The sequence below is a fragment of the Epilithonimonas sp. 33E genome, assembly GCF_059372615.1.
In genome coordinates this window covers 1,857,281-1,871,577 of sequence record NZ_CM182009.1, presented here as the reverse complement: position 1 = coordinate 1,871,577, position 14,297 = coordinate 1,857,281, and the positions used below count along the sequence as shown (strand labels likewise).

At 34.7% G+C, this 14,297-nt stretch carries 13 protein-coding genes; 5 read left to right on the top strand and 8 right to left on the bottom strand.

Features of this window, described 5'->3' with window-relative positions:
• Positions 1-7 precede the first annotated feature (7 nt).
• From AC5P2S_RS08590 to AC5P2S_RS08575, 4 genes are all read right to left on the bottom strand, one after another.
• Positions 8-481: an SRPBCC family protein gene (locus AC5P2S_RS08590; protein WP_494556974.1), complete on the bottom strand. Its 474-nt coding sequence runs from the start codon at positions 479-481 to the stop codon at positions 8-10.
• A 72-nt stretch (positions 482-553) separates the two neighbouring features.
• Positions 554-1,387 carry a phytoene/squalene synthase family protein gene (locus AC5P2S_RS08585; RefSeq protein ID WP_494556973.1) on the bottom strand — a complete coding sequence of 278 codons (834 nt, stop codon included), beginning with the start codon at positions 1,385-1,387 and terminating at the stop codon, positions 554-556.
• Position 1,388: 1 nt separating this feature from the next.
• Entirely contained in the window at positions 1,389-2,861 is a 1,473-nt protein-coding gene (gene crtID, locus AC5P2S_RS08580; protein ID WP_494556972.1) for a bifunctional phytoene desaturase/3,4-desaturase, read from the bottom strand.
• Entirely contained in the window at positions 2,858-3,538 is a 681-nt protein-coding gene (locus tag AC5P2S_RS08575) for a MarR family winged helix-turn-helix transcriptional regulator (protein WP_494556971.1), read from the bottom strand. The genes crtID and AC5P2S_RS08575 overlap by 4 nt, the downstream gene beginning before the upstream one ends.
• 221 nt (positions 3,539-3,759) lie before the next feature.
• Between AC5P2S_RS08575 and AC5P2S_RS08570 the strand changes: the two genes are divergently transcribed.
• Positions 3,760-4,323 (top strand): tetratricopeptide repeat protein, encoded by a 564-nt coding sequence (locus AC5P2S_RS08570; RefSeq protein ID WP_494556970.1) that lies wholly within the window; start codon positions 3,760-3,762, stop codon positions 4,321-4,323.
• A 55-nt stretch (positions 4,324-4,378) separates the two neighbouring features.
• Here AC5P2S_RS08570 and AC5P2S_RS08565 read toward each other — a convergent pair whose 3' ends face one another.
• The 3 genes from AC5P2S_RS08565 to AC5P2S_RS08555 form a co-directional block, all read right to left on the bottom strand.
• Positions 4,379-5,299, bottom strand: coding sequence for a DUF4349 domain-containing protein (locus tag AC5P2S_RS08565; protein WP_494556969.1), 921 nt, complete (start codon positions 5,297-5,299; stop codon positions 4,379-4,381).
• Between the two features lie 187 nt (positions 5,300-5,486).
• Entirely contained in the window at positions 5,487-7,079 is a 1,593-nt protein-coding gene (locus AC5P2S_RS08560; protein ID WP_494556968.1) for a peptide chain release factor 3, read from the bottom strand.
• 528 nt (positions 7,080-7,607) lie between these two features.
• A complete protein-coding gene (locus AC5P2S_RS08555) occupies positions 7,608-8,792 on the bottom strand; it encodes an MFS transporter (RefSeq protein WP_494556967.1) in 1,185 nt (394 codons plus the stop codon).
• 142 nt (positions 8,793-8,934) lie between these two features.
• Between AC5P2S_RS08555 and aspA the strand changes: the two genes are divergently transcribed.
• From aspA to AC5P2S_RS08535, 4 genes are read left to right on the top strand one after another with little or no spacing between them, the layout of a single operon-like run.
• Entirely contained in the window at positions 8,935-10,344 is a 1,410-nt protein-coding gene (aspA, locus tag AC5P2S_RS08550) for an aspartate ammonia-lyase (protein ID WP_494556966.1), read from the top strand.
• Positions 10,344-11,144 carry a class I SAM-dependent methyltransferase gene (locus AC5P2S_RS08545; RefSeq protein ID WP_494556965.1) on the top strand — a complete coding sequence of 267 codons (801 nt, stop codon included), beginning with the start codon at positions 10,344-10,346 and terminating at the stop codon, positions 11,142-11,144. Before aspA ends, AC5P2S_RS08545 begins: the two co-directional genes overlap by 1 nt.
• A complete protein-coding gene (locus AC5P2S_RS08540; RefSeq protein WP_494556964.1) occupies positions 11,145-12,056 on the top strand; it encodes a glycosyltransferase family 2 protein in 912 nt (303 codons plus the stop codon).
• Positions 12,053-13,096: a hypothetical protein gene (locus AC5P2S_RS08535; protein WP_494556963.1), complete on the top strand. Its 1,044-nt coding sequence runs from the start codon at positions 12,053-12,055 to the stop codon at positions 13,094-13,096. The genes AC5P2S_RS08540 and AC5P2S_RS08535 overlap by 4 nt, the downstream gene beginning before the upstream one ends.
• Here AC5P2S_RS08535 and AC5P2S_RS08530 read toward each other — a convergent pair.
• On the bottom strand, positions 13,093-14,178 hold the full coding sequence (locus AC5P2S_RS08530) for an FUSC family protein (protein ID WP_494556962.1): 1,086 nt from the start codon (positions 14,176-14,178) through the stop codon (positions 13,093-13,095). The genes AC5P2S_RS08535 and AC5P2S_RS08530 overlap by 4 nt on opposite strands.
• Positions 14,179-14,297 lie beyond the last annotated feature (119 nt).

Here is a 14,297-nt window from a genome sequence, read left to right as displayed (position 1 = left end):
AGAAAATTCACGAAACCTCTCTTTCTTGATTGAACAATACTTCTAAAACATCTTTCCTGTAATCAAAGATATATTCTAGTTTCTTTTTTACAAAAAGCCGATGCGCAATTTTTCCGACGAATCCTAAAGGCAGTTCATAATCAACAATATCTCTTACAAGAACACCTTTTTCATTTTCTATGAACTCATGGTAATGGTGCCATAATTTGTAAGGACCTTTCACCTGAAAGTCGACAAAGCTTTTCTTATAATCGATGTGAATAATTTCTGTCTGCCAATGCATCTGAATGTTGAATATCGGAGTTATAGAGTAGTCAATAATCATTCCTTCAAAAATGTCGTCATTGTCAAGTTGTGTAAGAACCGTGAACTTCATGTCCTCTGGAGTAATTACGGATAAATTGTTTGCTGAGGAAAAAAACTCCCAAGCTTTGTCAATACTGCAATTTAACTGTTGTTCTCGGATAATCTGGTAAGTCATTTGTTGTTAAAATTTTCTTTCATTTGTTATTAATCCACTTAATGTTTGGAATAAGCAATTTTAATTCCATTGCTAAATTGATAATTTATATTCCACATAACATCCCATCATTATAGAAATTTTTCTACTGTTAGAAATTCTGATTCTTTGATTAATAATATTATTAGCTGACGTTTTTTTAATCTTATTGAATAACGAAACATAATATCTGTAAGCCAGATAAACTCCAAACCGGGAAGAACGGGGTAATTTTTTTATCCCTTCCAAAGCTTCCCGAAATTCGGATTCAATTTCTTTTTCAATGTTGGATTTAACCTCATTATCAAAATCACTGATATCAACATTCGGAAAATAAGTTCTGCCTAAAACAAAGTAATCATCTTTCATATCTCTTAAGAAATTAACTTTCTGGAAAGCAGAACCCAATGTCATTGCAAAAGGTTTTAGTCTCTCGAAAGCTTCCTTGTCGCCTTCCACAAAAATCTGCAGGCACATCAGGCCAACAACTTCGGCAGAGCCGAGAATATATTCTTTATAAAGATCAGAATCATAATCAATTTTATGAAGATCCATTTCCATACTCCTGAGAAATTGATCAATCAACTGAAAATCGATCTGATATTTGTGAACAGTTTCCTGAAATGATTGCAGAATAGGATTGAGAGAGATTTTTTCCTCCAGAGCCAAGGTTGTTTCCTGGCGGAAACGGGAAAGCAGTTTTTGCTTATTAAACCCGTGGAAACTATCTACAATTTCGTCTGCCAAACGAACGTAGCCATAAATTGCATAGATTGGATTCCTTATTTTTGGTGATAAAGCTAAAATCCCTAGTGAGAAGCTTGTGCTGTATTGTTTCGTTGTCGTTTTACTTACTTTATAAGAAAGTTCATCAAATAATTTTTTCATATCAAATTGTTTTATTAGCTTCTGTTGCTGCAATTTTTCCAGATATTATAGATGGTGGGACACCCGGGCCAGGAACTGTTAACTGCCCTGTATAGAATAGATTTTTTATTTTTCTGTTTCTCAGAGACGGCTTCAATACAGCTGTCTGAGATAATGTATTTGCCAAGCCATAGGCATTACCTTCAAAAGCATTATAATCATTAACAAAATCATTGATGCAATAGCTTCTTTTGTAATCGATTTTTGAAACGAGATTGGACGTTTTTGTATGTTTTTCAATCCTTTTTATCATTTCGGAAAAATACTTTTCGCGCATTTCTTCAGAATCATTAATCCCGGTTGCAATTGGCATCAGTAAGAAAATATTTTCACAATTCTCCGGTGCTGTACTTTTATCTGTTTTGGAAGGACAGCAGACATAGAATAAAGGCTTGGAAGGCCATTTTTTGTCATCATAGATTTCCTTGGTGTGGAGATCAAGATCATTTTCAAAGAATAAAGTATGATGTTTCAGATTAGGAATTTTTCTACTAAATCCCAAATAAAAAATCAAACACGAGGGAGCGAAGGTTTTCTTTTTCCAATACTTTTCATCATAATTTCTTTGATCTTCTGATAACAGTTTTTGCTCTGTATGGTGATAATCTGATGAAGCAATAACAGAATCAAACTCTAGTTTTTTGCCATCAACAATGATTCCCACAGCTTTCTTATTCTCTGTTATAATCTTTTCAACATTTGAATTAAGATGAATATTAGCACCTTGTTCGGCAGCAATTTTTGCCATAGCTTTTATAACTTTAATAAAGCCGCCCATTGGATACCAGGTTCCCAATTTATAGCCACCATAATTCATCAGACTGTACAGGGCTGGAATATCTTTCGGAGCTGCTCCAAGAAATATCACAGGAAACTCCATTAAAGTAATCAGTTTTGGATTGGAAAAATATTTCCTGACAAATTGATGAAAATTCGTTAACAAATCCAGTTTTAATGCACTTTTTGCAATAGTAGGAGAGACAAACTCAAACCAGGAATGACAAGGTTTGCTGACAAAATCCTTCATACCTACTTCATATTTATATTGGGCATCTTTCATAAAATCATCCAGCTTTTTTCCTGCACCTTTCTCTGTATGGTCAAAAAGATTTCTCATTTCTTCATAATCCTGGGGAATTTCCATGGTGCCGTCAGAAAAAACCATTTCAAATTGTGGATTTAGCGGTATTAGATCATAAAAATCTTCTGTAGTTTTTCCAAAGTCTTTGAAAAAATCTTCAATAATATCCGGCATCCAATACCAACTTGGGCCCATATCAAAGCTGTAGCCATGATGTGTTTGGAAATTTCTTGCGCGTCCTCCCAAACTGCTGTTTTTTTCAAAAATGTGCACCTCATTGCCTGTTTTGGCACAATAAGCCGCAGCAGACAATCCGGAAAAACCAGAACCTATAATTGCTACTTTCTTTTTCATATCAGGTTATTTCCCAAAGGATAATCTTTTAAAACTGTTTCCAGTAGTTGCTGGTTGTGTATATTTCTACTGAATATAGAATTATGAAACTGATCTAGTTTATCAAGAATTTTAATCAATTCCATTTTTTCTGTGTAATTCAAATTACCGGTAACAATACTGGAAGCTGCCCGGATTTTATCAATTTGTTTTTCTAAGGCTTCCAGTCCGGATTTTGTTATGTTTAGGACTTTTGTTCTCTTATCTGTTTTGGAATCAGTTTGTTCTAACCAACCTTGCTTGATCAGCCTGTTGATAATAAGAATACCGGCAGACTTGTCGTGAATATTTTTTTTTATCAGTTCCATTTTGGTCATGGATCCAAAAGCTTTCAGATTAATCAGGTAGATAAATTCTTCCTGAGTATTAAAACCAGATCCTGCAATTGCTGACTTAGAATATGTTTTGGCATAACGGTTCATATGAACCAATAAGGTGCTAATAACACTTTCAGGTGATCTTCCGTTTTCCTTTCCTTCCCAATCCGGTTCATCATTAACTGATTTTCTTCTTATAACTTCCTTATCATAGATCCAGCTTTTGAATCCAGTGAGGTCATCAGAATAAATTTTTTTTGTGTTTTCAGAATCAAACTCCTCCAAAAGTTTTATTGTCTCTTTTATAGTTTTGAAATTCATTAAATCAATTTTAGTATACAAATATACTTATTTATATAAATTTAGTATAATAATACACATCAATAATGAGACCAAATATCAAAATCAAACAATTGTTTTAAAATTTCTTAAATGATAATTCTATATTCTTAAAAAATTATTAAAAATTCTAAAGTTTTAAAAATTTTATAATTTGTGGAACTGTAGTTGTGATAATTATAAAAATTTAAAATAAAAAGGTTATGAAAACGGAATTTAAAATTAAACGCTTAATGTTTGGATTATCTTTAATTGCAGCAAACTATTTAACTGCGCAGACTAATCCAACAACCAATGATACAATCAATAATAATCAGACAACCCAAACGCAAACAGCGGGAACAACTAACCCAGAAATTGAAGCATTAAAACAAAAAATTGCTGCAAAGCCAGACGATACACAAGCTCTAGTAGGTTTGGCAACGGCTTATCAAAATGCCAATGAGTGGACATCAGCCATCACAACGTGGAATAAAATTACAACAGTAATTCCCGATTGGGCGCCAGCTTATTATAGTATTGGATATGCCAACCAATCTGCGAAAAACAATGAAGCTGCTAAAGCCGCTTATGAGCAATACATTAGCAAGGTAAAGCCCGAAGAGGTTGAAGCGAATAAACAGAATCTGGCTTATGCATATTTTTTCATAGCATTCTTGGATAAGGATACTGATAAAGAAAAAGCCAAACAATATATTGCTAAATCTTTACAATATGACAGCACCAATCAGGATGCGCTTAATCTAAGCAAAAGCTTGATGAACTAGAATCAAATTTTTCAATAAATAAAAAGACGCTTATAATTTAAGCGTCTTTTGCGTTTTATATATTTTCACTAGAATCTATATCATTTTTTTCAGGATCTTTATCTTTTGATTTCTTTTTGTAAAAATAATAAGCAATTCCTCCAATTAAAAACATCGGCCAAAAGGGCAGAAGAAACAACAAAATATCTCCAATCACTTTCCAGCCGGAAGAAATCGCATCTGCAGATTTTACACCAAAGCTTTTGGTTTGTTGCGATTCATTTGGTTTCAGGTGATTATCATATAAAGTAATATCAAGATTACAAAGCTTGTTCGGATTATAAGAATCGCCTTTAACTTCCAGGTTTTTGTTATGAAGTTTTCCCAACACCGAAAGATCTTCTACAAGATAATCAAACTTGTCATAAGGAACTTTTGTAGTTAAATATAAAGTCTGAAGCTCATCATTACTGACTAAATTTTCCGTATTGATAACACCATCATATTTTCTGATGATATCTCTTACCGATTGTTTTGCTATAGAAATGTCATCCACATTCAGCTCAACAGAACCATTTTTCACCATTGCATTAGCAACAGGTTCTTTTTTCACAGGCTCTTTATAAATAACTTTGGTAATGGTTTTCGGTTTCGGAATTTCTTTTTTAATTTGATTTTTGATTGAATCAATTGTTGTGGCTACTTTTTTGTCTTCGATATCTTTTTTGAATTTCTCGACATTGTCCGCAATAGAATCTATTTTCTCTTTGCTCTTATCAAAAACTTTCTCGATTTCTTCTTTATTTTTAATCAGATCTTTAGCTTTCAGATTTACCGAATCCAAAACGGAATTTGTATCAAGATTATTTACAGTTTCAGAAGCTTTATCAATTAAAGAATCTGCGTTGGCAATTGTATTATTAGCTTCTTGTAAATCTGCTTTTTTACACATCGTGAGTGTGCTTAAAATAACGGCGGTCAATATTATTTTTTTCATTGGGATAATTTTATGATGTAAAGCTATCCCGAAACGAAAAGAATGATTTGTAAATGAATCCGAAACTTTTTGTAATATTATAACTAAATGCAAACCAAGCATTTAAATTTATTTTACAAGTAATTTACAAAACAAAAAGCATCCGAATATTGGATGCTTTGTAATTATATTAATTGAGTTTTATTAATTAAAAACGCTTAAACTCACTGATAAAATGCAGTTTCACATTCGGAAACTTTTCCTGCGTCATATGGATTGTGAAAGACGAATCGGCTAAGAAAACCAATTGGTCATATTTGTCTCTTGCTAAGAAACGCTGCTTCAATCTCGCAAATTCTTTGAATTCTTCAGACTTTTCATCCGCTTCCACCCAACACGCTTTGTGGATGCTGATAGGTTCGTAAGAACATTTTGCGCCATATTCGTGTTCCAGACGGTATTGGATAACCTCATACTGAAGCGCACCAACTGTTCCGATGATTTTTCTGTTGTTCATTTCCAGCGTAAAGAGCTGCGCAACACCTTCATCCATCAACTGGTCAACACCTTTTGCTAATTGCTTAGCTTTCAACGGATCATTGTTATTGATATAACGGAAATGTTCCGGAGAGAAACTCGGAATACCTTTGAAATTCAGTTTTTCACCGGCTGTCAGCGTATCACCAATCCGGAAACTTCCCGTATCATGAAGACCGACAATATCGCCAGGGAAACTCTCATCCACAACCTCTTTTTTGTCAGCGAAGAAAGCGTTAGGAGAGGAGAACTTCATTTTTTTACCTTCTCTTACAAGAAGATAATTTTCATTTCTTTTGAAAATTCCGGACACGATTTTCACAAACGCCAGACGGTCTCTGTGTTTCGGGTCCATATTCGCGTGGATTTTGAACACAAATCCTGTGAAATTTTGTTCTTCCGGCTTTACCAATCGGGTTTCACTTTCTTTTGGCTGTGGCATTGGCGCAATGTCAATGAAAGCATTCAATAACTCGCGGACACCGAAATTATTAAGAGCAGAACCAAAGAAAACCGGCTGCAGATCACCATTCATATAATCCTCACGATTAAACTCAGGATAAACAGACTGGATCAGATCCAATTCTTCACGCAAAGTCGTTGCCGCTTTTACACCAACCAGTTCATCAATCTGAGGATCATTGATATCATCAATTTTCAGAGATTCACCAACTTTTTGTTTTTTCTCTTCCAAGAACAGCTGAATGTTATTTTCCCAAATATTATAAATCCCCTGGAAGTCGCTTCCCATACCGATCGGCAGAGAAAGTGGACAAACCGTTAACCCTAGTTTTTGTTCGACTTCATCCAGCAAATCAAAAGCATCTTTACCTTCACGGTCAAGCTTGTTGATGAAAACAATCATCGGAATGTTTCTCATTCTGCAAACCTGAACCAGTTTTTCCGTCTGTTCCTCAACTCCTTTTGCAACGTCAATTACCACAATTACAGAGTCAACTGCAGTCAATGTTCGGTACGTATCTTCCGCAAAATCCTTGTGTCCAGGCGTATCCAGAATATTGATTTTGTGGTCTCTGTATTCAAAAGCCAATACCGATGTCGCTACCGAAATCCCTCTCTGACGCTCGATTTCCATAAAGTCGGATGTTGCACCTTTCTTGATTTTATTGGATTTTACAGCACCGGCTTCCTGAATCGCTCCTCCAAAAAGCAGGAGTTTTTCCGTCAACGTGGTTTTTCCCGCATCGGGGTGGGAGATGATTCCGAAAGTTTTTCGTTTGCTGATTTCTTGTTCTAAAGACATAATAAAATTTGAGACTGCAAAAATCGTGATTTTTATCGGATTTTGAAAATCGAGTTTACTCAAAGAAAATCTTTGAATATTAATTTAAGAGTCTCACAGATTATTCAGATTTAGCAGATTGAAAAACCATTAAAATAAATCAGTTCAATTTGCTAAATCTGCGAGAAGAGTTTTTATGTATTATTTAAGGAGCTTAATCCCGCTTGTAGTTTATACTGAGCCTGTCGAAGTGCTGTATGTTTTTTGTTTCAGAAGTTTTGTCATCGAAAACAAATTTCAAATTAAGACAAAAAAGGATGCCGCTGCAAAACGAAGTTTCGACGATTCAAATTATAAATAAAAAACTCAGAGTCAATCGGGGCTAGGGATTTTGTTTTCAAATCAACAGTGATGAATAAAATAGAATTTAATCTAAAAAAATTGTGGGAACTAAAATTCAAGAGTGTTTTGTTCTAAACAGACTGCAGGAATCAGATGGTTGTCAGTCCGAGGCTCTCGAAGACATTCAATAAAAAATTCCTTATAAAATTATTTAGATTGATTCATTTTCAGATAATAAGCCAAAGCTAAACCAATTAACACAATCCCGATACTGAAATGAAAAATATAAGGCAATCCAAATACATCAGCGACACCGCCAATCAATGGACCTGTAACTCCCAGAGAAATATCAATGAACAAACCGTAACCTGCCAAAGCTGAACCCTGATTGGACGAAGGAACGGTTTTCATTGCCATTACGCCCAAAGCCGGGAATATCAATGAAAACCCCAAACCCGTAATTCCGGCACCAATCAATGCAAAATATGGATGATAAGACAATGTAATAATGGTTAAACCTAAGGCTTCCACAGCCAGACTTACAATCGCAACGTTGATTCCGCCAAATCGGTTAATCGCATTACTGAAAACCAATCTGCCGGTAACAAACAAAACCCCAAAAACCGACAAACATATCGCACCATTTTGCCAATGGTAATAATCGTAATAAAGTGTAATAAAAGTCGAAATGGTTGCAAATCCTAGTCCGCCAAAAGCCAGGCAAAGCCCAAAAGGCGCTACTTTTCCCAGAACATTCCAGAAAGATTTTTGTTCTTCTTCAGAATGTTTTCCTGTCCGGTTTTCTTTCGATTTTGCTATGAAAAATCCGATTAATCCTAACAAAATAATTAGGATTCCTAAAGCGTAAAAATTGAAATGTTTTACAATCGTAACACCCAAGGATGCGCCAATTGCCAAAGCGCCGTAACACGCCACACCATTATAAGAAATAATCTTTGGTGTATGTTTTTCACCTAAAGTCATAATTGCCCAGTTAATCGGACTTGCCCCGATCATTCCTTCTGCACAGCCCGTAAAAAATCGGGTAATAATCAGAAATAATAGGCTGACAATAGGTGATAATCTGAAATAATACGCCATTACCAATACCAAACCTGTAAAGGAAAAGCTGATCATACTTGCCAAAACGGCAGGCTTTGGGCCTTTGCTGTCAATGATTTTTCCTGAGTAAGCTCTCATCAGAAAGGTCATCACATATTGTAAACTAATCACAATCCCTGCAACCAACATACTGAAGCCAAGACCTTTGTTGATAAAAATCGGTAAAACGGATAATGATAATCCAATGATAAAATAGCCTATAAAAGTGAAAAATACATAGGAAATAACGGAATATGAGAAATTATTGCTTTGTCCGATCGTTGCATCCATAACATTAAAATCAAAGATGCAAAGTTACTTCGGAAAAATGAGTTAAAATAATTTTGGGTTATGAATTAAAAGATAATTTTAAAGCCTTCGCACGTTATAAATTCTTCCAAAATCAGTAACTTTCCGCTTTCAAATGAGAAAAATGGAACAATACAGAATAGAAAGCGATTTGCTTGGGGAATTGGAAGTTCCCGCAAATGCCTATTATGGAGTGCAAACGCAGCGTGCTATTAATAATTTCAATATTTCAGGTCAGAGATTATTCTCTTATCCGGAGTTCATCAAAGCTTTGGCTTATATCAAAAAAGGAGCGGCAAAAACCAATTATGAATTAGGTCTTCTTGAAGAAAATCTTTATCAAAATATTATCAAAGCATGCGACAAAGTTATTTCAGGAAAATATAACCAGGAATTCCCGATTGATATGATACAAGGCGGCGCCGGGACTTCCGTGAATATGAATGCCAACGAAGTTATTGCCAATATTACTCTGGAACTTTTGTGCCATCAAAAAGGAGAATATCAGTATTGTTCACCCAATGATCACATTAATCTCTCCCAATCCACCAATGATGTCTATCCAAGTGCGATAAAGATTGCGCTTTATAATATGAACAAAGTTTTAGTTGAAAAACTGAAATTAATTATTGAAGCTTTTCGCCAAAAAGGAATTGCGTTTCAGGATGTTATCAAAATGGGAAGAACTCAGCTTCAGGATGCAGTTCCAATGACAATGGGGCAGGAATTCGAAGCCTTTGCCGCAACTTTGGAAGAAGATATCGAAAAATTAAATAATAATGCGCTTCTCTTTGTAGAAGTCAATATGGGCGCAACAGCCATTGGAACTGGCTTAAATGCTCCAAAAGGTTATGCTAAAAGATGCGCAGAGAATCTGGCAGAAATCACCGGAATCCCTATTGTTTCCGCACCGGATCTTGTAGAAGCTACACCAGATACTGGCGCTTACGTCATCTATTCGTCGGCGATGAAAAGAATGGCTGTAAAACTGTCCAAAATCTGTAATGACCTGAGATTACTTTCATCCGGTCCGCGAGCAGGATTGTACGAAATCAATCTTCCACCGATGCAACCTGGTTCTTCGATTATGCCTGGAAAAGTCAATCCTGTGATTCCGGAAGTTGTCAATCAGGTTTGTTATAAAGTGATCGGAAACGATTTGACAGTCACATTTGCAGCAGAAGCAGGACAATTGCAGCTTAATGTGATGGAACCTGTACTTTGTCACGCTATTATGGAGAACATCCATTTTCTATGTAATGCGTTGGATACGCTTCGGGAAAAATGTGTTTCAGGAATTACGGCTAACAAAGAAGTTTGCCTTAATATGGTGAAGCACAGCATAGGAATTGTAACAGCCCTGAATCCGTATATCGGTTATAAAAATTCAACAAAAATCGCCAAGGAAGCTTTGGAAACCGGGAAAAGTGTTTATAATCTTGTGATAGAACACCAATTGCTATCACAGGAGAAGTTAGACGAAATTCTTGATCCGAAAAACATGCTGAATCCACACAATAAATTTACAGTTTAATGAACAAGTTTCAAAAGTTAATAAAGTCCATTCAATATATTATAAAGCAACCAAGTCTTGTTAATCTGATTCTTGATCAAAATGATGTCAGAAAACTGGAATTTCAAAAACAATATCCTCAATTATTAAGTTTGCCGGAAGTTTCTCTGGACGAAATTACTAATGGTAATTTTGAATCCAATGTTGATTTATTTATTCTTGACGGTGGTTCGCTTCCTACAGATTTAGCTTTATTGAAGACTCTTGCGAAAGGGAAGAGTTCATATTTCGAAATCGGGACCTGGCGAGGAGAAAGCATTTGGAACATCGCTAAAGAAATAGATGACTGCACAACCCTGAATCTTTCCAAAGCTGAAATGCTAGCAATGGGTTGGAACAAAAAATATGCGGAATTACATGGTGTTTTATCAAAGAAAAATTCAAAAATCCTGCATTTGGAAGGCAATACAAAAACCTTTGATTTTGCCGGACTTGGTAAAAAATATGATCTGATCTTCATTGACGGAGATCATTCTTACGAGATGGTAAAGCATGATACGGGGCAGGTTTTCAAACATCTCGTTCACGATAATTCGGTTGTGGTCTGGCACGACTACGCTTACAACCCGGAGAAAATTCGTTACGAAGTTTTCAAAGCTATTTTGGACGGAACACCAAAAGAATTTCATAAAAATCTTTACCATCCACAAAATACAATGTGTGCCGTTTTCACAAAAGAAAATTTTAATACGTCCACTTTTGAAAACCCTAAAACTCCAGAATTTTTGTTTGAAGTTAATCTGAAATCGAATCCTTTTTAAATGAAATTTCTTATCATCATTCCTGCCCACAACGAAGAGAATAATATTTCCCAATGCTTGGAATCCATTAAAAATCAGATTTTTAAAGATTTCGTTTGTGTTATTGTGAATGATGGTTCCATCGATAGAACTTCTGAAATCACTAATAATTTCAAAGTTCAAGATTCAAGATTCAAGGTTTTGGATTTAGAAAAATCTGAGCATTCTCCTGGTGCAAAAATTGTGAGAACTTTTAATAAAGGTTTAGAATCTCTTGATTGGAAAGGCTTTGATGTGATTTGTAAATATGATGCAGACATTGTTTTTCCTCGTAATTATTTAGAGAGAATCAACCAGGTTTTCGAAACCAATCCAAAAGCCGGAATTGTTTCCGGTTTGGTTTACATTAAGAAGCATAAGCAAAATCCTGAAATCAAAAATCTAAGAAATCCAAACGAAAATTGGTTGGATTTCAGCAACAAAAATCACGAGTGGATTTTTGAAGATTTATCTTCCAGAAACCATGTTCGCGGACCTGTAAAAGCTTACAGAAAAGAATGTTTTGAAGATATGAACGGTTTGCGAACAGTTCTCGGCTGGGATAATCTGGATATTTTATTAGCAAAAAAACACGGTTGGGACATTGTCACTATTAAAGACATTTGGGTAAAACATTTGCGCCCGACAGCTTACAAATACAAATCGCAAAAAGCCGAAAAATTGGGTCAATATTTTTATAACATTGGTCTGAGTTTGCCTCTGGCTATCATTTCTTCTGCAAAATCCAGTTTTAAAAATCATTCTGCAAAAGAATTTTTTATCACAATCAAATCTTTTCTGAAACAAAAAGACCAACGAAATCTAAGCCAAGAAGAAATCAAATTTATCCGAAATCTACGCTGGAAAGAATTTTTCAAAAATTTCGGTTTATGAAAAGAATCGCTTACATAGAACTTGATACACACGCAGAATTAGCCGCTAACTTCTATGAATTGACAAAAAATTCATCGGAACTTTCTGTTGATTTCTATTTCTCGGAAAAAATTTTTAAACTGTTGAACATTCACGGGAAAAATGTTTTCCTAACCGATTATTCCCAGCTTTTAGAGATTTTGGATAAGATAAAGTATGATTTAATTATTATTGGAACAGTTCATCGTCATTTCATTTTCTACAAAGCAATTGTGCAGAAATTCAACACGGCAATTCTTGTTCATAATCTGAATTTTGCTAAAGCTTCAAAATGGGAATTATTCAAAAATATTTTCAAAAATGATTTTAAATATCGTTTGAAATTATTTCTGAAAGAAGGACTCTTGGAAGCTCCAAAAGTCTATCAAAAATCAAAATATCTTTTAGGAATCGACGAATTGATTTCTCAGAAAAATAATCTGAAATTTTTACCGGTTTATTTTAATCAATTCGGTTCCGAAAAATCAGATAAGGAAACAATCAGGATTGTAGTTCCTGGTACTGTTTCGCAAAGCAGGAGAGACTATAATACGTTTCTTTACAAGCTGAAAAACTTTGATAATACCGAAGTTAATTATGAAATTATTTTCCTGGGGAAAGCTTCCGGAAAAGAATTGGAAAAATTAAAGTCAATTATAGATAAACTCCCACAATTCATTAAAATACAGTTTTTTGAACATAAAATTCATCAGCAACAATTTGATGAATGGATGAGAAAATCAGATGTTTTATATTGCCCAATTCAAAATGAAACTGAGTTTTTATCTGTCAAAGAAATCTACGGAAAAACTAAAATCAGCGGCAATATTGGAGACGCCATCAGATATGCAAAACCAGCGATCTTTCCCACAAGCTATGAAAGCGATTTAGAATTTATCATCCCTGAAAAAGAGGATTTACAAACTCAGCTTTCCGAAGTAAAAAATCAAAGATTCGACTTTAAACTATACTCAAGGGAAATTATTTCAAGAGAATTAATTCAATTAATAAAAAAACTTTAAGACTTTTCTTTTTTAAAACTCTTTCTCAAAACAATTTTCGACTTTCTCAAACCTTTTATTGAATTAAACCTGATTCTCTCATTATACAAAAACCAACCACCAACACAGCCGATAACACTACCGATTAAAATCTCCAACAATCTCATTTTTAAAAGGTAATCAGGATTAAGTGAAGTAGAGCTTCCGGTTTCAGCAAGCAGAATTCCCATTGGAGTCAGAAACATTACTGCTAATGCATAATGCCTAGTAATCAGCATTTCCACAATGATCTGAAGACAGATAATTGCAATGCAAATCCACAATGTATCATTAATGTAAGAAAATATAAACCACGCAATCACGAGGCCTATCAATGTACCAATAATCCTGTGAAGACCACGTTTCCAGATGTGATATTGGTTGACACCTTGTAAAACTGCCAAGCTGGAAACCGGAATCCAGTAAGGATAATCAAGTTTAAAAATCTGTCCAATCAAAACCGAAGCAAACATACAGATCCCGATAATTTGTGATTCTACAAGATTAACATACGGATTGATCTGGAGCGTAGTTACATTTTTACTAGGTTCTTTTTTGGATTTTAATAAAGTATAAATCAAGCAAATAAGACAAGCATTCAAAGTCCCGATGGTGAAAACGCCGATTTTCTGCGGAATAGCTTCCGGATTGTGGGGAAGTCCGATAGCCATAGAAGCCATCATAATAAAGAAAAAACTTCCCGGAGGTTTGAGATTGAAATATCGGACAATATAATAAACTATTGCTGAAAAAATCCCAAAAGCTAAAGGTGCAATCCACATATTGAAACTAAAAACCAAACCGAAAATGTAAGAAATAATCATCCCGAAAGAACAGACAAACATCTTCATCATCATTTCAAAAATATCTTTTGTATTCGGGATGTAAAGAATTACCAAGCCTGCCAGACTTGCTGTTAATGAGGTTTTTACATTTCCGGAATAATATCCGAATATCAAAGGAATCCCAACAGAAAGTCCCGCAAGAAACGGGATGTGCCAACTTCTGGGTGATGGTTTCAGCTCAAAAAATGATCCGATTTCTTTTTTTATATTGATTTTCAATGGATTGATTTACTTTTAGAATTAGAAACAGCGATTTGAAAAACTATTTTTTGCCAGTGCAAAATTACCCATTAATCGTGGAAATTCAAATTCTAATGAAACGAGAAATTGCATAAAAT